Source organism: Pelomonas parva (assembly GCF_043555835.1).
Classification (GTDB): Bacteria; Pseudomonadota; Gammaproteobacteria; order Burkholderiales; family Burkholderiaceae_C; genus Pelomonas; species Pelomonas parva.
In genome coordinates, this window is record NZ_JBIGHV010000008.1 from 297,636 (window position 1) to 316,904 (window position 19,269).

16 protein-coding genes are annotated in these 19,269 nt (G+C 68.2%); 8 read left to right on the forward strand and 8 right to left on the reverse strand.

Annotated elements, in window-relative coordinates; translation table 11 throughout:
* Position 1: 1 nt before the first annotated feature.
* The gene (rsmH, locus tag ACG00Y_RS21540; protein WP_394482433.1) at positions 2 to 955 is read right to left on the reverse strand and encodes a 16S rRNA (cytosine(1402)-N(4))-methyltransferase RsmH; all 954 of its coding nucleotides are present in this window, start codon (positions 953 to 955) and stop codon (positions 2 to 4) included.
* Positions 956 to 966: 11 nt separating this feature from the next.
* Positions 967 to 1,398 (reverse strand): division/cell wall cluster transcriptional repressor MraZ, encoded by a 432-nt coding sequence (gene mraZ / locus ACG00Y_RS21545; protein ID WP_394482546.1) that lies wholly within the window; start codon positions 1,396 to 1,398, stop codon positions 967 to 969.
* Positions 1,399 to 1,815: 417 nt separating this feature from the next.
* Between mraZ and groES the strand changes: the two genes are divergently transcribed.
* Positions 1,816 to 2,106 carry a co-chaperone GroES gene (groES, locus tag ACG00Y_RS21550; protein WP_394482435.1) on the forward strand — a complete coding sequence of 97 codons (291 nt, stop codon included), beginning with the start codon at positions 1,816 to 1,818 and terminating at the stop codon, positions 2,104 to 2,106.
* A gap of 54 nt (positions 2,107 to 2,160) precedes the next feature.
* Positions 2,161 to 3,810: a chaperonin GroEL gene (gene groL, locus ACG00Y_RS21555; RefSeq protein WP_394482437.1), complete on the forward strand. Its 1,650-nt coding sequence runs from the start codon at positions 2,161 to 2,163 to the stop codon at positions 3,808 to 3,810.
* A 113-nt stretch (positions 3,811 to 3,923) separates the two neighbouring features.
* Here groL and ACG00Y_RS21560 read toward each other — a convergent pair whose 3' ends face one another.
* Positions 3,924 to 4,751 carry a MipA/OmpV family protein gene (locus ACG00Y_RS21560; protein ID WP_394482439.1) on the reverse strand — a complete coding sequence of 276 codons (828 nt, stop codon included), beginning with the start codon at positions 4,749 to 4,751 and terminating at the stop codon, positions 3,924 to 3,926.
* 232 nt (positions 4,752 to 4,983) lie between these two features.
* On the opposite strand from ACG00Y_RS21560, the gene ACG00Y_RS21565 reads away from it, so the two are divergent.
* Positions 4,984 to 7,029: a DUF1631 family protein gene (locus ACG00Y_RS21565; RefSeq protein ID WP_394482440.1), complete on the forward strand. Its 2,046-nt coding sequence runs from the start codon at positions 4,984 to 4,986 to the stop codon at positions 7,027 to 7,029.
* Here the strand turns inward: ACG00Y_RS21565 and yihA are convergent, their stop codons facing one another.
* Entirely contained in the window at positions 7,030 to 7,776 is a 747-nt protein-coding gene (gene yihA, locus ACG00Y_RS21570; RefSeq protein WP_394482442.1) for a ribosome biogenesis GTP-binding protein YihA/YsxC, read from the reverse strand.
* Positions 7,777 to 7,846: 70 nt separating this feature from the next.
* Between yihA and ACG00Y_RS21575 the strand changes: the two genes are divergently transcribed.
* The 3 genes from ACG00Y_RS21575 to ccsB all read left to right on the forward strand — a co-directional run bounded on the left by ACG00Y_RS21575 (position 7,847) and on the right by ccsB (position 11,953).
* Positions 7,847 to 8,467, forward strand: coding sequence for a c-type cytochrome (locus tag ACG00Y_RS21575; RefSeq protein WP_394482444.1), 621 nt, complete (start codon positions 7,847 to 7,849; stop codon positions 8,465 to 8,467).
* A 61-nt stretch (positions 8,468 to 8,528) separates the two neighbouring features.
* Positions 8,529 to 10,607, forward strand: coding sequence for a cytochrome c biogenesis protein ResB (locus ACG00Y_RS21580; RefSeq protein WP_394482446.1), 2,079 nt, complete (start codon positions 8,529 to 8,531; stop codon positions 10,605 to 10,607).
* On the forward strand, positions 10,604 to 11,953 hold the full coding sequence (ccsB, locus tag ACG00Y_RS21585) for a c-type cytochrome biogenesis protein CcsB (RefSeq protein ID WP_394482449.1): 1,350 nt from the start codon (positions 10,604 to 10,606) through the stop codon (positions 11,951 to 11,953). The genes ACG00Y_RS21580 and ccsB overlap by 4 nt, the downstream gene beginning before the upstream one ends.
* A gap of 21 nt (positions 11,954 to 11,974) precedes the next feature.
* Here the strand turns inward: ccsB and ACG00Y_RS21590 are convergent, their stop codons facing one another.
* Positions 11,975 to 13,003 (reverse strand): sensor domain-containing diguanylate cyclase, encoded by a 1,029-nt coding sequence (locus ACG00Y_RS21590; RefSeq protein ID WP_394482451.1) that lies wholly within the window; start codon positions 13,001 to 13,003, stop codon positions 11,975 to 11,977.
* A gap of 117 nt (positions 13,004 to 13,120) precedes the next feature.
* Positions 13,121 to 13,960: an SDR family oxidoreductase gene (locus tag ACG00Y_RS21595; protein WP_394482453.1), complete on the reverse strand. Its 840-nt coding sequence runs from the start codon at positions 13,958 to 13,960 to the stop codon at positions 13,121 to 13,123.
* Positions 13,961 to 14,067: 107 nt separating this feature from the next.
* On the opposite strand from ACG00Y_RS21595, the gene ACG00Y_RS21600 reads away from it, so the two are divergent.
* Positions 14,068 to 14,490, forward strand: coding sequence for a winged helix-turn-helix transcriptional regulator (locus ACG00Y_RS21600; protein ID WP_394482454.1), 423 nt, complete (start codon positions 14,068 to 14,070; stop codon positions 14,488 to 14,490).
* A gap of 7 nt (positions 14,491 to 14,497) precedes the next feature.
* On the opposite strand, the gene ACG00Y_RS21605 is transcribed toward ACG00Y_RS21600, so the two are convergent.
* Positions 14,498 to 14,968 (reverse strand): Lrp/AsnC family transcriptional regulator, encoded by a 471-nt coding sequence (locus ACG00Y_RS21605; RefSeq protein ID WP_394482456.1) that lies wholly within the window; start codon positions 14,966 to 14,968, stop codon positions 14,498 to 14,500.
* A 111-nt stretch (positions 14,969 to 15,079) separates the two neighbouring features.
* On the opposite strand from ACG00Y_RS21605, the gene ACG00Y_RS21610 reads away from it, so the two are divergent.
* Positions 15,080 to 18,610: an indolepyruvate ferredoxin oxidoreductase family protein gene (locus tag ACG00Y_RS21610; protein WP_394482458.1), complete on the forward strand. Its 3,531-nt coding sequence runs from the start codon at positions 15,080 to 15,082 to the stop codon at positions 18,608 to 18,610.
* A gap of 6 nt (positions 18,611 to 18,616) precedes the next feature.
* On the opposite strand, the gene ACG00Y_RS21615 is transcribed toward ACG00Y_RS21610, so the two are convergent.
* Positions 18,617 to 19,162, reverse strand: a complete 546-nt coding sequence (locus ACG00Y_RS21615; protein WP_394482460.1) for a DinB family protein — start codon at positions 19,160 to 19,162, stop codon at positions 18,617 to 18,619.
* Between the last annotated feature and the right edge of the window lie 107 nt (positions 19,163 to 19,269).

The window sequence follows — 19,269 nt, forward strand, 5'->3', positions numbered from 1 at the left end:
TTCAGCCGCCCTTTGCGGATGCCAGCGGCGCGTCCGTGCGCTCGGCAACGCGCAGCACGGCGGAGCGCGAACGTGGGTTGGCCCGCACCTCGGTCTCGCTCGGCTTCACGCGGCCCAGTGCCACCAGCGCCAGTTCCGGCGGCGGTGCAAACGGCGCGCGGCGGTCGAACTCGGCCTTGCTGTGGGCGGCGATGAACTGCTTGACGCGCCGGTCCTCCAGCGAGTGGAAGCTGATGATGCTCAACCGCCCGCCCGGCGCCAGCAGCCGCAGCGCGGACTTCAGTCCTTGATCAAGCTGCTCCAGCTCTCCATTGACATGAATCCGAAGAGCTTGAAAGGTGCGCGTGGCCGGGTCCTGGCCGGGCTCGCGGGTCTTGACCGTGCGAGCCACGAGTTCGCGCAGCTCGTCGGTGCGCGTGAGCGGCGTACCGGCTTCTCGGCGAGCAACAACCGCCTTTGCAATCTGGCCAGCAAACCGTTCTTCGCCATAGTCCTTGATCACCCGTGCAATCTCGCGCTCGTCGGCCCGCGCGAGGAAATCCGCCGCGCTCTGGCCACGCGTCGTGTCCATGCGCATGTCCAGCGGCCCGACGAAGCGAAAGCTGAAGCCGCGCTCCGGGTTGTCGATCTGCGGGCTGGACACACCCAGGTCCAGCAGCACACCATCCACCTGATGCACACCGATGTCCGCCAGCTCCTCCACCATGTCGGCAAAGCCGGCGTGGACGATGGAGAAGCGCGGGTCTGTGATGGCCGCTGCGGCGGCGATGGCCTCGGGGTCGCGGTCGATGCCGATCAGGCGGCCCTCGGGCGCCAGCCTGGCCAGCAGCGCACGCGAGTGCCCGCCGCGACCGAAGGTGCCATCCACGTAGACACCGTCCGGCCGCGCCAGCACGCCGTCTACCGCCTCGTCCAGCAGCACGGTCGTGTGGCGGAACTCGGCGGGTTCTGTCACGTCAGCGGCCATCAGAAGCTGAAGTCCTTGAGCGCGTCCGGCAGCGGCCCCGACATCACCTCGGCCTCGTGGGCGGCATGGGCTTCGGTGTCCCACAGCTCGAAGTGGCTGCCCATGCCGATCAGCATCACGTCGTTCTTGAGGCCGGCACTCTTGCGCAGCTCGGGCGAGATCAACACGCGCGCCGCCGAGTCGATCTCGACATCCATCGCATTGCCCAGGAAGACGCGCTTCCAGCCGGCGGCCGACATCGGCAGCGCAGCGACCTTGTCGCGAAAGGTCTCCCATGTCGGGCGCGGGAACAGCATCAGGCAGCCATCCGGATGCTTGGTGACGGTCAGCCGCCCCTGGCAGAGCAGCTGCAGCACCTCACGGTGTCGAGTAGGCACGCCCAGGCGCCCCTTGGCGTCTAACGCCAAGTTGGAGGCCCCCTGAAAGACGATTTCCGACACTTTTCACCACGAAAGGACACTTCTCCCCACTTTAAGCCCTCGGATGAACAGGGTCAAGGTTCGGCACGGTTTTTTTCAATGAAATCAAGCACTTAGCATGGACTGTTTAAATATCCAGCTTCGCAGAAAAAACCGTTCATAAATAAGCACTTGCTCAGATATTGCGAAGTGACGCTTTAGCTTCTGCGTGGAATCTGTTGTGTTTCTGGTGGTGTCTGGGCCGCTCGCTTTCCGATCAGCCCAAGCCTCTTGAATCGCCACATTGCGTCCCTATAATGCTGAGCTGCTAGCACTCGCCACATATGAGTGCTAACGAATCGGGTCGAGCAATCGGCCCCGTTTTCTCGGCGCGCCGCAGCTCGATGAGCCCGCGGCCGCTGCGGTTCGAAACTCTCTGAAGGAGACCCCATGAAGCTGCGCCCCCTGCACGATCGCGTGATCGTTCGCCGCCTGGAACAAGAAACCAAGACCGCCTCCGGCATCGTCATCCCCGACAACGCCGCCGAGAAGCCCGATCAGGGCGAAGTCCTGGCCGTCGGCCCGGGCAAGCGCAATGACAAGGGCGACTTCATCGCCCTGAACGTCGCCGTCGGCGACCGCGTCCTGTTCGGCAAGTACTCCGGCCAGACCGTCAAGGTCGACGGCGAGGAACTGCTGGTCATGCGCGAGGAAGACCTCTTCGCCGTCGTTCAGCGCTAATCCGTCGCGTCGATAAATCGACTCTGACCCCACTTTAAGAATTCGGAGAATCAAATGGCAGCAAAAGACGTGATCTTTGGCGGCGAGGCCCGTGCCCGCATGGTCGAAGGCGTGAACATCCTGGCCAACGCGGTCAAGGTGACCCTTGGCCCCAAGGGCCGCAATGTCGTGCTCGAGCGCTCCTTCGGCGCCCCCACCGTGACCAAGGACGGTGTGTCCGTGGCCAAGGAAATCGAGCTGAAGGACAAGCTCCAGAACATGGGCGCGCAGATGGTCAAGGAAGTCGCTTCCAAGACCAGCGACAACGCCGGTGACGGCACCACCACCGCCACGGTGCTGGCGCAAGCCATCGTCCGCGAAGGCATGAAGTACGTGGCCGCCGGCATGAACCCGATGGACCTGAAGCGCGGCATCGACAAGGCGGTCACCGCCCTGGTCGCCGAGCTGAAGAAGGCCTCCAAGGCCACCACCACCTCCAAGGAAATCGCTCAAGTCGGCACGATCTCGGCCAACAGCGACGTGGAAGTGGGCCGCATCATTGCCGAAGCGATGGACAAGGTCGGCAAGGAAGGCGTCATCACCGTCGAAGACGGCAAGAGCCTGGACAGCGAGCTGGACGTCGTCGAAGGCATGCAGTTCGACCGCGGCTACCTGTCGCCCTACTTCATCAACAACCCCGAGAAGCAAGCCGCGCTGCTGGACAACCCCTTCGTCCTGCTGTTCGACAAGAAGATCTCGAACATCCGCGACCTGCTGCCCACGCTGGAGCAAGTGGCCAAGGCCGGCCGCCCGCTGCTGATCATTGCCGAAGAAGTCGAAGGCGAAGCGCTGGCGACGCTGGTGGTCAACACCATCCGCGGCATCCTGAAGGTCGTCGCCGTCAAGGCGCCTGGCTTCGGTGACCGCCGCAAGGCCATGCTGGAAGACATCGCCATCCTGACGGGCGGCAAGGTCATCGCCGAAGAAGTCGGCCTGACGCTTGAGAAGGTCACGCTGGCCGACCTGGGCCAGGCCAAGCGCGTCGAAGTGGGCAAGGAAAACACCACCATCATCGACGGCGCCGGCGCTGCCGCTGACATCGAAGCCCGCGTCAAGCAAGTGCGCATCCAGATCGAGGAAGCCACCAGCGACTACGACCGCGAGAAGCTGCAAGAACGCGTGGCCAAGCTGGCCGGCGGTGTTGCCGTCATCAAGGTCGGTGCCGCCACCGAAGTCGAGATGAAGGAAAAGAAGGCCCGCGTCGAAGACGCACTGCACGCCACGCGCGCAGCCGTTGAAGAAGGCATCGTGGCCGGTGGTGGCGTCGCGCTGCTGCGCGCCAAGCAAGCTGCTGGCGCCATCAAGGGCGACAACGCTGATCAAGACGCCGGCATCAAGCTGGTCCTGCGCGCCATCGAAGCGCCGCTGCGCGAGATCGTCTACAACGCCGGTGGCGAAGCCTCCGTCGTCGTCAACGCCGTGCTGGCCGGTTCGGGCAACTACGGCTTCAACGCCGCCAACGACACCTATGGCGACATGATCGAAATGGGCATCCTGGACCCGACCAAGGTGACGCGCACTGCCCTGCAGAACGCCGCTTCCGTCGCGTCGCTGATGCTGACGACCGAAGCCATGGTCGCCGAGTCGCCGAAGGAAGAAGCTGCCGGCGGCGGCATGCCTGGTGGCATGGGCGGCATGGGTGGCATGGGCGGTATGGATATGTAAGACATTGCGGGACAGACCTGACGGGCGTACCCGTCCGGCAGCTCTGTCCCCAACTGATCAAGCATTCAAGAAGGGGCTGCGCAAGCAGCCCTTTTTCTTTGCGTCTGCCGTTCTCAGTCGCTTGCTCGCGCCGCCGAGCGCTTCAGCGTGTAGGCCAGGCCGATGCCGTAGCTGGCGCCCGTCGTCTGCCGCACCAGCGGGCTGGCCCGGTTGGCGGCGCCGGCCACGCTGTCCAGGCGCCCAAAGGCGTAGAGACGCAGGTCCGGCGTGACGTTCATGCCCACGTTGGCGCCCAGCCGCCAGGCGATCAGCCCGGCGCGCCCTTCGAAGGCCGGCCGGTCCGGCCGCACGTCACCCGGTGCGACCTCGTAGAAGGTCGCGCCCAGCCGCCGGTCGCCGAACACCGCGCCCACGCTGGCGCCATAGCCCCAGCGGCCCGAGTCGGCGCGCCGCTGGATGCCCACCTCCGGCTCGAAACTGAAGCCGCGGTGCCGGCCCGGGTTGCGGGCCTCGAAGACGGCGCGCAGCGGCAGTTCCACGGTGATGCGGTCACGGGCGCTACGGCCATTCGGGAACCAGCGCGCCACCGGCCCCGCCTCCAGCAGCGTGCCCAGCCGCGCCATGCCCTCGCGCGCCCGCAGCGTCTCGGAGCCCGAGCTCAGCGAGCCGCCGAAGGACACGTCCAGCTCGAAGCTCTCCGTGCGCACCGCGCGCAACCCGGCGCCGTTGCCGTCGGCGCGCAGCAGCTTGCCGCGGTAGACCAGGTAGGGCAGCACCAGCGCCCGGCGCGCCTGCTGATCGGACCCGGGATAGGCCTGCTGGGAAACAGCAGCGGCGCCGACGCCCAGCTCCCACAGCGGCAGGTCCGGGCGGCGAGGTGCGGCCTCGTCGGCCTGGGCTGAGGCGCTGAACAGGCCGGCGAGCAAAAGAAGAGATTTCATGGTGATGAGCCAAGCTGGACCACGCCCATCATGCCGCCATCTGCGCGCCGCCCTGACAACGCTGCGCGCACGCCGCCGGCCGCGCAAGCCCGCTGCACCATCCCCAAAAAGCGTGAATAGGTCTTGAAGCACCGCTTTTGCCATGTGGCTGAGGGGGCTGAAAACGCCTGCGACAGGGCAGGACGCACCAGGGTGGCGCCGGATAATCGCAGCTCCCTGTCCCGCCGCGTCCATGTCCTCCAGCCTGCATCCCCACCACCTGCTCGACCATGCGTTGACCGAAGCCGGTCCGCTGGCCCGCGAGCTGTTGCACGTCGTGCAGGACGAGCTCGACAAGCATCCCCAGCATTTCCCTTTGCGAGATGCCTGGCGCAAGGTGCGGGCCCACTTCGCCGCCGACTTCGAGGGCAAGCTCATCGATCTGCTGCAGGCCGGCCGGCGCGGCGAGGACCCGCTGCAGCGCGCACCGCTGCAGTTCGGCGGCATGGAGGGCCTGAGCCTCGTCGACGAACACCAGGCGCTGCAGGACGTCGCGATTGCCCACGTCGCCCACACCGCCGAGGAGCTGAGCCGCGCCGAGCTGCACCAGATCGGCAACTTCTACGCCGCGCTGCGCGGTACTGCCCGGGCGCGCGAGCGCGACAACCCGCTGCGCCCCGCCCTCTATGCCCACGCGCTGCACCATGCGCTGGCCGCCAGCCCGCTTGGCGCGCAGGTCCAGTACGAGCTGATGCGCGCGGCCGCCACGCCGCTGGCCAGGGCCTTGCAGCGCCAGTACGTGCAGGCCTGCGCCGCGTTGCATGCCGCAGACATCGGCGACATGGTGGCCTCGCACGGACATGCCCAGACCGACCCGCTGGCCCACCAGCGCCTGGCCGCCGCGCGCGGCATCGGCGTGCGGCAGGCCCCGCCGGGCACGCTGGACGGGCTCTCACGCCGCGTCGATGCCGTCAACTCACGACCGCAGAGCCTCAGCGCGCTGGGCGGCCTGACGCAGCGCGACCCGCTCGCCCCCGCGCCCTTCGTCCGCTCGACCGGGCCGGACATGTTGAGCCGGCTCTACGACCAGATCCTGGCCGACCCCCGCCTGCTGCCGCCGCTGAAGGCCTTGCTGGCCCGCCTGCAGATCGCCGTCGTGCGCCTTGCGCGCAGCGACGCGACGCTGCTGCGCCGGCAGGACCACCCGACCTGGTCGCTGCTGAACCGCGTGGCCGCCCACGGCATGGCTTTCGAGCGCGTCGATGACCGGCGCTTCGTCGAGTTCCTGCGCTTCATGGAGGCCGAAGCCCAGCTGCTGGTGGACGCGCCGACGCCCACCGCCACCCTCTTCCAGCAGGTGCTGGCCCGGGTGGACGCGCAGATCGACCAGCAGGCGCGCCAGAGCAGCGAGCGCAACGCCGTCGCGCTGGCCGCGCTGGAGCGCGAACAGCAACGCACCGAGTGGCGCGAGCTGATCCGCGAGCAGATCGACCACCAGGTCGCCGACGCGCCGCTGGGCCCGCGCATGCACCGCTTCCTGCAGACCGCCTGGGTGGAGGTCATCGTCACGGCCATGGTGCGCCACGGCCGTGACTCGCAGGAGGCACTGGCGGCGATGGAGCTGGTGGACGCCGTCATCGACAGCCTCACGACGCCGCGCGACAGCGCCGACCGCGAGGCGCTGCAAATGCGCCTGCCGGTGCTCGGCGAGCGCCTCATGACGGGCTGCGACAGCATCCAGCTGCCCGAGGCCAAGCGCGAGCCGCCCCTGACCGAACTGATGGGCCAGCATGCCCGCCTGCTGCGCGGCCTGCCGGCGCTGGAGGCCCATGCGCGCCGCCCGACCGCGCCGAAGCCCGACACGGCCGCCAGCGCCGCGCCGGCTTCGGCCGACGAGATCGTCAAGCGGCTGATGGAGGAGCGCGACTCCCAGATCCCCTCGCACTGGCTGAGCGCCGATGTCGACCGCGGCGAGCTGCCGACGGTGCCGGTGGCGCTCTACAACGAGCACGACTCGCCGGACGCCCGCGCCGCGCTGCAGCGCTGGATAGACGGCCTGCAGATCGGCCGCTGGTTCCACATGTTCATCCAGGGTGACTGGCACACCACCCAGGTCGCCTGGATCAGCGAGGGCCGCCAGTTCATGCTCTTCGTCGGCCGCGAGGCCGACGAGCGCCTGCCGCTGACGCGCCGCGCGCTGGAGGCGCTGCTGGCCAACGGCCTCATCACCGCGCTGGAAGACGACAGCGTCGTGCAGCGCGCCGTCGACACGCTGATGAGCGACCTCGATGGCGGCTGATCAGTCAGCCGGCTGTGCGGGCTGGGCCGCCAAGGCCGAGTCAGGCACCGCGTCGGCCGCCCGATGCGCCAGCACCCATTCGCGCAGCGCCAGCGCCACGTCACCGACGCCGCTCTTCTTCAGCGCCGAGAACAGCGTCACCGCCACGTCCGAGTTCTCGGTCGACAGGCCGGCGAGGTAGTCGGTGGTCGAACGCAGGATGGCATCCGCCTCCTTGCGGTTGAGCTTGTCTGACTTGGTCAGCAGCACCAGCAGCTTGATCTCGCCGGTGGCGACGCGGGCGGCGACGAAATCCAGCAGCTGCTTGTCCAGGTCGGTCAGGCCCAGGCGCGAGTCCACCATCAGCACGACGCCCGACAGGCTGCGGCGCACCTCCAGGTAGTCGGCCATCACCTTCTGCCAGCGCACCTTGGCGGCCTTGGCGACGGCCGCGTAGCCGTAGCCAGGCAGGTCGGCGAACAGCGCATCGGCGGCGTCCTTGGGACCCAGCTCGAACAGGTTGATGTGCTGCGTGCGGCCCGGCGTCTTGGACGCGAACGCGAGCCGCTTCTGCTGCGCCAGCGTGTTGATGGCAGTGGACTTGCCGGCGTTGGAGCGGCCGACGAAGGCGATCTCCGGCAGCTCGGTGGCGGGCAGGTGAATGAGCTGGCTGGCGGTCGTCAGGAAGCGCGTGGTGTGCGTCCAGGCCAGGGCGATCTTCTCGGTGATCGGCTCGGCAGTCGCTGCCTCAGGGATTTCGTTGGTCATGGGAGGCTCAGACGCTGTGGTCGAGCATTGTAAAATTCGAAAGTTGCGCCCAACGAAACCCAATAAATCCATGAAGACTGTCGCCATCCTCCTGTCGAGTCTGCTGCTGGCCGCCACGGCTTCCGCGAAGGAGCCGGCTGCCGCGCCGCCGAAGCCCGACCTCGCCAAGGGTGGCGCGATCGCCACGCAGGTGTGCGCCGCCTGCCACACCGCCGACGGCTCGCGCGGCAGCCCGGCCAACCCCATCATTGCCGGCCAGCATCCCGAATACCTGGCCAAGCAGCTGGCCGAGTTCAAGGCCGGCAAGCGCAAGAACGCCGTCATGCAAGGCATGGCCGCCACGTTGTCGGAGGAAGACATCCGCAACGTGTCGGCCTTCTACGCCAGCAAGACGGCCAAGCCCGGCTTCGCCAAGAACAAGGACACCGTCGCCCTGGGCGAGAAGATCTGGCGCGGCGGCATTGCCGAGCGCAACGTGCCGGCCTGCGCCGGCTGCCACAGCCCGACCGGCGCCGGCATGCCGTCCCAGTACCCGCGCATCGGCGGCCAGCACGGCGACTATGTCGAGGCGCAGATGGTGGCCTTCCGCAGTGGCGCCCGCGCCAACAATGCCGTCATGATCGGCGTGGCAGCGAAGATGAACGACAAGGAAATCAAGGCCGTGTCCGACTACGCTGCGGGCCTGCGCTGATCGCCACGAAAGCCCAGGAACGAAGGCCGGTGCTCACCGGCCTTTTTTGTTCAAAGCCCTGATGTCCTCCACTGCCCCCCGTCCCTCCGCCGCCCGCGAACTGCTGGACCTGCTGGCGTCCATGCGCTTCGCGATCACGCTGCTCAGCGTGATCTGCATCGCCTCGGTCATCGGCACGGTGCTGCGCCAGAGCGAGCCGATGGGCAACTACATCAACCAGTTCGGCCCGTTCTGGGCCGAGGTGTTTGGCAAGCTCGGGCTGTACACGGTCTACAGCACGACCTGGTTCCTGGTCATCCTGGCCTTCCTGGTGGTGTCGACCAGCCTGTGCATCGCCCGCAACGCGCCCAAGATCTTCGCTGACCTGAAGAGCTACAAGGAAGGCGTGCGCGAGCAGTCGCTGCAGGCCCACCACCACAAGGCCATCGGCGAGCTGCCCAGCAACCCGTCGATGGCGCTGGCCGAGATCGGCGCGACGCTGACGCAGCATGGCTGGAAGGCCCGCGTGCAGCGGCGCGACAACGGCATCATGATTGCGGCCCGCCGCGGCGCGGCCAACAAGATCGGCTACCTGGCGGCGCACTCGTCCATCGTGCTCATCCTGATCGGCGGCGTGCTGGACGGCAACGCGATGGTCAAGCTGGCGATGTGGCTGCAGGGCAAGGAGCTCTACACCGGCTCCGGCATGGTCGCCGAGATCCGCCCCGAGCACCGCCTGGGCGCCGGCAACCCGAGCTTCCGGGGCAATGTGTCGGTGCCCGAGCGGCAGCGGCAAGGCATTGCCGTGCTGAGCCTGCCCGACGGCGTCGTGCTGCAGGACCTGCCCTTCGACATCGAGCTGAAACAGTTCAAGGTCGACTACTACCCCACCGGCATGCCCAAGAGCTTCGCCAGCGACATCGTCATCCACGACGGCGGCACGCGGCGCGAGGCGACGGTGAAGGTCAACGAGCCCGTCATCCACAAGGGCCTGGCGATCTTCCAAAGCAGCTTCGAGGACGGCGGCAGCAAGCTGCAGCTAAAGATGCTGCCGCTGGCCGGCGGCAAGGCGGTCAGCTTCGACGGCCGCGTCGGCAGCAAGCTGACGCTGGGCGAGCAGACGCTGGAGCTGGATGGCCTGCGCGTCATCAACGTCGAGAACATGGCGAACGACGGCAGTGGGGCCAATGCCAGCGGCGCCGACGTGCGCAAGGTCGACCTCGGCGAGCGCCTGAGCCAGCACCTGGGCAGCGGCGCCAAGGGCGACAAGTCCAAGGAGCTGCAGAACGTCGGCCCCAGCTTCAGCTACAAGCTGCGCGACGCGGCCGGCCAGGCGCGCGAGTTCAACAACTACATGGTGCCGGTCGAGCTCGAAGGCCAGCGCTCCTTCCTCGCCGGCGTGCGCGACACGCCGGCCGAGAACTTCCGCTACCTGCGCATGCCGGCGGACGAGAACGGCGAGCTGGCCGGCTGGCTGCGCCTTCGCCAGGCGTTGAACGACCCGGCCCTGCGCGACGCCGCTGCGCGCGCCTATGCGGTGTCGGCCACGCCGCCGGGGCAGCCGCAGCTGACACCGCAGCTGCAGCTCACGGCCCAGCGTGCGCTGACGCTGTTCTCGGGCGCCGCCGCCAAGCCGGGCGACGAGGCCAAGGGTGGCCTGCCGGCGCTGTCGCAGTTCATCGAGCGCGACGTGCCCGAGCCCGAGCGCCCGCGCGTGTCCGAGGTGCTGCTGCGCATCCTCAACGGCAGCCTGTTCGAGCTGCACCAGCTTGCCCGCGAGCGCGCCGGCCTGAAGCGCGCGGACGTCGGCACGCAGACCCAGGCCTTCATGACGCAGTCCGTGCTGTCGCTGTCCGACAGCCTCTACTACCCCGCGCCCATGCTGCTGCAGCTGGAAGGCTTCGAGCAGGTGCAGGCCAGCGTCTTCCAGGTCGCGCGAGCGCCGGGTCAGACGTTGGTCTATCTGGGCGCCGTCTTGCTGATCGTCGGCGTCTTCGCCATGCTCTACATCAAGGAGCGTAGGCTGTGGGTCTGGATTGCCCCCAGCGCCGACCCGGCCAGTTCGCAGGTGCGCATGGCCATGTCCAGCACCCGCGAGTCGCCCGACAACGCGACGCTGTTCGCCCAGTTGAAAGCCGCTGTGCTGAAGGATCACTCATGAACACCACCACCTTCGACCTGCCGCGCCGCCACGCGCTGCAGCGCCGCGACGCGCTGGACTGGCTCTTCGCCGCCCTCGTCCTGCTGGGCGGCGGCTACGCCTTCAGCCGCTACCACGCCAGCATGGACGTCTACGAGCAAGGCATCCTCGCTGGCACGCTGCCGACGCTGATCGCGCTGGGCTGGTTCTGGAAACCACTGCGCACGCTGAGCATCGCCGTGGGCGCCGCCACGCTGCTGGCCATCGGCCTGTACGGGCAGCAGACCGACGGCTTCGGCGCCGACCTGGCCGCCGGCGAGAACACCTTCTTCCTGAAGTACATGCTGTCCAGCCAGAGCGCCATCCTGTGGATGAGCCTGCTGTTCACGATGAGCATGCTCTTCTACTGGGGCGGCTTCTTCACGCGCGCCGGCAACAGCAGCGTGGCCGAGAGCATCGGTTCCAAGCTGGCCTGGGGCGGCGTCTTCATGGCGCTGGTCGGCACGCTGGTGCGCTGGTACGAGAGCCACCAGATCGGCGCCGACATCGGCCACATCCCCGTCAGCAACCTCTACGAAGTCTTCGTGCTGTTCTGCTGGATGACGACGCTGTTCTACCTCTACTACGAGCAGCGCTTCGCGACGCGCTCGCTGGGCGCCTACGTGATGCTGGTCGTCAGCGCGGCCGTCGCCTTCCTGCTCTGGTACACGCTGGAGCGCGGCGCGCAGGAAATCCAGCCGCTGGTGCCGGCGCTGCAGAGCTGGTGGATGAAGATCCACGTGCCCGCCAACTTCGTCGGCTACGGCGCCTTCGCGCTGGCGGCCATGGTGGCGCTGGCCTATCTGCTGAAGACAGCCACGACACGCTCGCTGTGGATTGGCCTGGTGGCGATGCCGGTCGCCATCATCGCCATCATCCTGGCCGTGCGCTTCGGCGGCGACGTGACCGCCGCCACGATCACCGGCCTGGACGGCTGGGCACGCAAGATCGCCGGCGTCGCCGTGTTCCTGGCCATCGCCGTGGCGCTGCGCCCGCGCCTGACGGCCCGCCTGCCCGACCTGCCGCAGCTCGACGACCTCATGTACAAGGCCATCGCGCTGGGCTTTGCCTTCTTCACCATCGCCACCATCCTGGGCGCCTTCTGGGCCGCCGAGGCCTGGGGCGGCTACTGGAGCTGGGACCCGAAGGAAACCTGGGCGCTGATCGTCTGGCTCAACTACGCGGCCTGGCTGCACATGCGACTGATGAAGGGCCTGCGCGGCACCGTCGCGGCCTGGTGGGCGCTGGTGGGTCTGCTGGTGACGACCTTCGCCTTCCTGGGCGTCAACATGTTCCTGAGCGGGCTGCACAGCTACGGCGAGCTGTAGGCCTCAGCAGTACCGCCGCGTTCAGCGAGGCAGGACCGGACGAGCGGCCTCCCTACGTTGCAGTTTGACGCGGTACATCGCCGAGTCCGACTGGCGCAAGATGTCCTCGATGCTCGCCTGTTGCGGGTCCAGGCAGGCCACGCCGACGCTGGCGCCGTCGTACTCGATGGTGGCCGGCCCGGCCGTGTAGCGCCCGGCGGTGGCCTCCTCCAGGCGCTGGCGCATCAGCTGGGCCGCCTTCGCACCGTCCTCGGCGAGCTTGGGCCCCAGGCCGATGACGACGAACTCGTCGCCGCCCATGCGCGCCAGCACGTCGCCGCCGCGCAGCGCCGCGTGCAGCTTGCGGGCCACCCCGCGCAGGAAGTCGTCACCGGCATCATGGCCGTGGCTGTCGTTGACCTGCTTGAAGTCATCCAGGTCGATGGCGCCGGCCAGCAGCCAGCTGCCCGTGCGCTGCGCGAGTGATGCGAGGCGCACCAACTCCTGCATCAGCGCGCGCCGGTTGGGCAGCCCGGTCAGCGCGTCGGTCAGCGCCTGCGTGCGCAACTCGACATTGGCCTGCTTCAACTGATCGACCAGCCGCTCGCGGGCCACTTGATGCTCGATGAGACCGGCAAACAGCTTCAGCGCATGCTGGGCCTCCGGCGTCATCGGCTGGCACCGCGAGCTGGCCGCGCAGAGCGTGCCGTAGAGGGCTCCGTCGTCGGTGCGCACCGGCGTGCTGACATAGGTCTGGATGCCGAGCAGCCGGGCCGCTTCGGAGTCGCCCCAGACGTCACTGACGTTGTCGGTATAGGGCCGGCCTTCTTCCAGGGCACGCTTGCACAGCGTGTCGCCCCAGGGCACGGACAAGCCCTCGGGGATCTGCAAGTCGTGCGAGTTGCGCGCGTAGACGATGTGCTGCAGGCCGCCGGCGAGGTCGATGGTGGTCAGGTAGGTGGACTCCAGGCCCGTCACCGCTTCCAGCATTTCCAGCAGCGGCCGGGTCAGCTCCTCCAGCGTGCGGGCACCGTTGACGGAATCGGAGAGCTGGGCGAAGAAGGAGTCCATGGGCTGCGGCGCGTGTCTGTGCGGTCGGTCCGGCTTGCCTCCCGCAGGCTGGCGACATCATCGCCTCTGCGCGGGCCGCAACGCATCCACAAACAGGCGACGCGTGCGCTCGCCCGCTCAGGCGGACAGCGCCTGCCGGTGGTCCTCGGCATAGGCGCGCAGCGTGCGCGGCGGCGCCCCCGTCAGCCGCTGCACGGCATCGGTCACGCCCGCCGTCCAGCCCTCGCGGACCGGGTGGAAGATGGCGGCCAGGAACTCCGCATAGTCGCGCGGCACGCCGGCGCCAGCCGCCTGGTCGACGAAGGTCGCGTCGCTGACGGCCTCGTAGCGCACCGGCCTGCCCAGCACCTCGGACAGTAGCTGCGCCGCCTCCGCGTAGCCCAGCGCCTGCGGCCCGGTGAGGTCGAAGGCCTGGCCGTCGAAGTCGCTGCGCGTCAACGCGGCGGCGGCGCTGGCCGCGATGTCGCGCACGTCGATGAAGCTGGTGCCGCCCTGGCCAGCGGGCACGGCGATGACGCCCTGGTCGACACCCGCTTTCCAGTAGCTGTGGAAGTTGTCGGCGAACCAGTTGGGCCGCAGGATGACGAACGGCGTTCCCGAACGCTCGATTGCCAGCTCGACCTGCCGGTACGGAATGCTGTCGTCGGCGTTGACGCCGATGGCGCTCTGGAACACGACCTTGATGCGCCGCTCAGCCAGCCGCTGCACGACCGGCAGCAGCAGCGCCAGCGCCTGCACATGGCCTGCGGGCAGCAGCAGGTAGGCGCGGTCGACGCCGTCCAGCGCAGCATCCAGCCCGGCCGGGTACGCGAAGTCGAAGGCCACGCCCTCCGCGCCCTCCACGGCTGCGCCCGAGCGTGTCGCCGCCCTGACCGTCTCGCCGCGCGCCAGCAGCGCCTTCACCAGTGGCCGGCCCACATGGCCGCCCGCACCGAACACCAGAATCGTTCCGCTCATCATCACTCCTTGGTATCAATTGGAAACCAGTACATTGGAGCCACTCCGCAAAGCCCTGCCAAGCAGGCACCGGCACATCACCAGGTTTCCTGCAGGTAACCCTCACCATGACCGCACCCCCATACGCCTACGACATCTATGCCGAGGACTGCCCCACCCGACAGGTGCTCGGGCGCCTGGCGGACAAGTGGGCGCTGCTCATCCTGGACCGCCTGCAGGGCGGCCCGATGCGCTTCAGCGTGTTGAAGCGCGAGATCCAGCGCATCACGCAGAAGGTGCTCACGCAGACGCTGCGCAAGCTGGAGCGCGATGGGCTGGTGTCGAGGACGGTGTTTGCGGACAGCGTGCCCGTGGCGGTGGAATACGCGCTGACGCCGCTGGGCGACACGCTGACGGCGAGCATCGCGTCGTTCACGCACTGGGCCGAGCACCACATGGACGCCGTGCTCGCCGCCCAGGCCGCCTTCGATGCCGCGTCGCAGGCCGTGCGCGAGCCGGCGGCGGGCTCGACGGTGCACCGCTTGCGCTGAGGCTGCCTCAGCCCACCGGCAACGCCGTCTCGTACTTGACCTCGCGCAACACCACGTTGCTGCGCACGCTGCTCACACCGGGCAGCTTGAAGATGTGCTGCTGCAGGAACAGGTCATAGGCCTTCATGTCGGCCGCGACCACCTTGATGACGTAGTCCGCCTCGCCGGTGATGGCGTGGCATTCGATGATCTCGCGCCGCGTGCCGACCAGTCGCTCGAACTGCTCCACGGCGCCCTCGCTGTGCCGCACCAGGCTGACATGGGCCAGCACGAGGATCGAGAGGCCCAGCTTCTCGCGGTCCACCAACACGACCTGACCCCGGATGACGCCGCGCTCCTCCAGCTCCTTCACGCGCCGCCACACCGGCGTGGCCGACAGGCCCACCTTCTCGGCCAGCGCCTGGGTGGACAGCCGCGCGTCGGCCTGCAGTTCCTGAAGGATCAGCAGGCTGGCGCGGTCGAAGTCGTTTGTTTCCATGATTTGCCTCTTTGGAGAAGAATCATCCCATTCGACTCGTTCGGACCCGGCATTGAGGCAAGCTCTTCCGCATCTACGGAGAAAGAATTTCCTCCCCACGAGGAGCCCCCGATGACCGACGCCCTGCGCCCCTACCAGCTAAGCGACAACCTCGCGGCCGACGGCGGCGCCGTCTTCCTGACCGGCACGCAGGCGCTGGTGCGGCTGCTGCTGGCGCAAAAGAAGCAGGACGAACGCGCGGGGCTGAACACGGCCGGCTTCGTCTCAGGCTACCGCGGCTCGCCGCTGGGCATGGTGGACCAGCAACTGTGGAAGGCGAAGAAGTTCCTGGCCGCCGCCCACGTCGAGTTCCTGCCCGCCATCAACGAGGACCTGGCCGCCACCGCCTGCCTGGGCGTGCAGCGCGTGGCGCTGGACCCGCAGCGCACCGTCGATGGCGTGTTTGCGATGTGGTACGGCAAGGGGCCAGGTGTTGACCGCTCGGGCGATGCGCTGAAGCATGGCAACGTCTACGGCACCAGCAAGCAGGGCGGCGTGCTGGTGGTGTGCGGCGACGACCACGGCTGCGTGTCCAGCAGCACACCGCACCAGAGCGACCAGGCACTGCAGGCCTGGAGCATGCCGCTGGTCCACCCCGCCAACGTGGCCGAGTACCTGGAGTTCGGCCTGTACGGCTGGGCGCTCTCCCGCTTCAGCGGCGCGTGGGTCGGCTTCAAGGCGATCTCGGAGGTGGTCGAGAGCGGCATGACGGTGGACCTGGACGCGGTGCCGCTGGACTTCGAGCACGCGGTCGACCACCAGGCGCCGACCGACCTGCACATCCGCGCGGTCGATCTGCCGTCGCTGGAGCTGGAGTCGCGCCTGGCGCACAAGCTGGACGCGGCGAAGGCCTTCGCCAAGGTCAACAGCATCGACAAGCACATCGTCACCAGCCCGGCCGCCACGCTGGGCATCGTCACGGTCGGCAAGGCGCACTACGACTTCATGGAGGTGCTGCGCCGCCTCGACCTGGACCCCAACGCGCTGGCCGCCGCCGGCGTGCGGGTCTACAAGGTGGGCCTGGTCTTCCCGCTGGAGCCGACGCGCATCGTCGAGTTCTGCAGCAACCTGACCGACGTGCTGGTCATCGAGGAGAAGGGCCCGGTGGTGGAGCGGCAGATCAAGGAGCTGCTCTACCACTTGCCCGACTTCCAGCGCCCGCGCGTGGTCGGCAAGACCGATGAGCACGGTGCCGCCGTGTTGAGCGCTTTAGGCGAGCTGCGCCCCAGCCGCATCATGGGCACGGTGGCCGACTGGCTGGCGCGGCTCAACCCGGCGCTGGACCGCCGCCACCTCGTCGTCGACTTCCTGACGCCCTGCCTGCTGAGCAACGCCGCCGACGGCGTGCGCCGCCAGCCCTATTTCTGCTCGGGCTGCCCGCACAACACGTCCACCAGGCTGCCCGAAGGTTCGCGTGCGCTGGCCGGCATCGGCTGCCACTTCATGGCGAGTTGGATGGAGCGCGGCACGTCCGGCCTCATCCAGATGGGCGCCGAGGGCGTGGACTGGGCGGCGCATTCGCGCTTCACGACCGAGAAGCACGTCTTCCAGAACCTGGGCGACGGCACCTACTACCACTCGGGCTACCTCGCCATACGCCAGGCCATCGCGGCGAAGACGAACATCACCTACAAGATCCTCTACAACGACGCGGTGGCGATGACCGGCGGACAGCCGGTGGACGGCCAGACCAGCGTGCCGCAGATTGCGCGGCAGGTGGAGGCTGAGGGCGTGAAGCGCCTTGTCGTCGTGTCCGACGAGATCGGCAAGTACGACGGCCATCACGGCCTGTTCCCCACCGGCACGACCTTCCACGACCGCAGCGAGATGGACGCTGTGCAGCGCGAACTGCGCGAGATTGAAGGCGTCACCGTCTTGATCTACGACCAGACCTGCGCCGCCGAGAAGCGCCGCCGGCGCAAGAAGGGCGAGTTCCCCGACCCGCCGAAGCGCATCTTCATCAACGAGGCGGTGTGCGAGGGCTGCGGCGACTGCGGCGTGGCCAGCAACTGCCTGAGCGTCGTGCCCGTGGAGACCGACTGGGGCCGCAAGCGCGCCATCGAGCAGAGCAGCTGCAACAAGGACTTCAGCTGCGTGAGCGGCTTCTGCCCGAGCTTCGTGTCGGTACACGGGCCGGTGCTGAAGAAAAAGGCCGGCGCCAGCTACACGGCGCAAGACCTGGCACGCGAACTCGCGGCCATCACGCCGCCCGCCGCATGGGACTGGACGGGACCGTTCGACATGCTGGTCACCGGCGTCGGTGGTACCGGCGTCGTCACGGTCGGCGCGCTGGTGACCATGGCCGCCCACCTCGAAGGCAAGCAGGCCTCGGTGCTGGACTTCATGGGCTTTGCGCAGAAGGGCGGCGCGGTGCTGAGCTTCGTGCGCGTGGCGCCGACGCTGGACCTGCTCAACCAGGTGCGCATCGACACACAGCAGGCCGACGTGCTGCTGGCCTGCGACATGGTGGTCGGCGCGTCGCCCGACGCGCTGGGCACGGTCAAGGCCGGCCGCACCGTCATCCTCGCCAACACGCACGAGTTGCCCACCGCCAGCTTCGTGCGCAACCCGGATGCGTCGCTGCAGGGCGACTCGCTGCTGGCCAAGATGAAGTTCGCCGTGGGCGAGCAGGGCGAGCTGGCCACCCTCGACGCGCAGGACATCGCGCAGCGCCTGATGGGCGACACGCTGCCCAGCAACATCGTCATGCTGGGCGCCTGCTGGCAGCGCGGGCTCATCCCCGTCAGCGAGGCGGCGCTGATGCGCGCCATCGAGCTGAACGGCGTCGCCGTCGACGCCAACAAGACCGCCTTCACGCTGGGCCGCCTGGCCATCGCCGCGCCGGACGCAATCGCCAGGCTGGCGGGCGATGTCAACGTCGTCAAGCTCTTCAACTTCGACCAGCTCGACGGCCCTGACGGCCTGATCGAGCGGCGCGTGAAGTTCCTGACCGACTACCAGAACGCGGCCTATGGCGCGCGCTACCGCAGCCTCGTCGACCGCGTGCGCACCGCCGAATCCGCGCTCGGCAAGGGCCAGCGTCTGACCCAAGCCGTGGCCCGCTACTACGCCAAGCTGCTGGCCATCAAGGACGAGTACGAAGTCGCCCGCCTCTACACCGACGGTCGCTTCGAAGCCGCCATGAAGGACCAGTTCGAGAACTGGGGGCGCCTCTCCTTCCACCTCGCCCCGCCGCTGATCTCGCGGCCCGGCGCCGACGGCCGCGCGAAGAAGATCGAACTGGGCTCGTGGACCTTCACCGCCTTCAAGTGGCTGGCAAAGCTGAAGGGCCTGCGCGGCACGGCGCTGGACATCTTCGGCAAGACCGCCGAGCGCCGCATGGAGCGGCAGCTGATCGTCGACTATGAAAATCTCGTCGACGAGATCCTGGCGTCACTGACGGCCGACAACCTGAGCACGGCCGTCGACCTCGCCCGACTGCCGGAGAAGATTCGCGGCTACGGCCACGTGAAGCACGCCAACGTCGTGGCCGTGAAGAAGCAGTGGCAAGCGCTGCTGGACCGCTTCCACGGCCGCGCGGCGGAGGTGATGGCTCAGCCGGTGGCGATGCCAGCGCGGGCCAAGGGCGTTGCCGAACTCTGAGTCCGATCAGACGGGCTCGACCCACCCCAACGCCACCATGTCACCCCCGCGGTGCAGCGAGTCCCCCAACAGGATGAAGTCATCCAGTTGCGGCGGCTTCACCGACGTGCCGGCCAGCATCGCGTGCGCCTGGCCGCGGTGGTGGGTCTGGTGCATGAAGAGGTGGGCCAGCACCCGCCACAGCGGCTCCCGCGGCCCGGCATCGAGGCCCGCGCCACGGTCGAAGGCGACGACCCGTTCGTCGTCGGCCCTCGTGAGGCCGGCGCAGAAGGCGATGAGGCGCAGGTCGCTCTCATCCTGCCGCACGGCCAGTTCGGCGGCTGTGGCCGCAGGCACATAGGCGGACCAGCACTTCACCATGTCCACATCGCCGTGCAGGGCGGCGAGGTAGTAGCCGTCCACGGCCAGGATGTGGTTCAACGTCAGCGCCAGGCTGGGGAAGAAGCTGGTGCGCGGCGCGTGAAAGTCGGCGCTCGGCAACTGGCCGATTGCACCCAGCAGGCGGCGGTTGGCCAGGCGGTTGGCGCGGGCCTGGGTGAGAAACAGCGTCATGGCCGGCGATTGTGCGCGGAGGCCTGCGGCGCGGGGCTGACGCCGCCCACCGGAAATGCTTCAATCGCCGGACGGCATTGGCGCCGTGCATGACGACGACAAGAGAG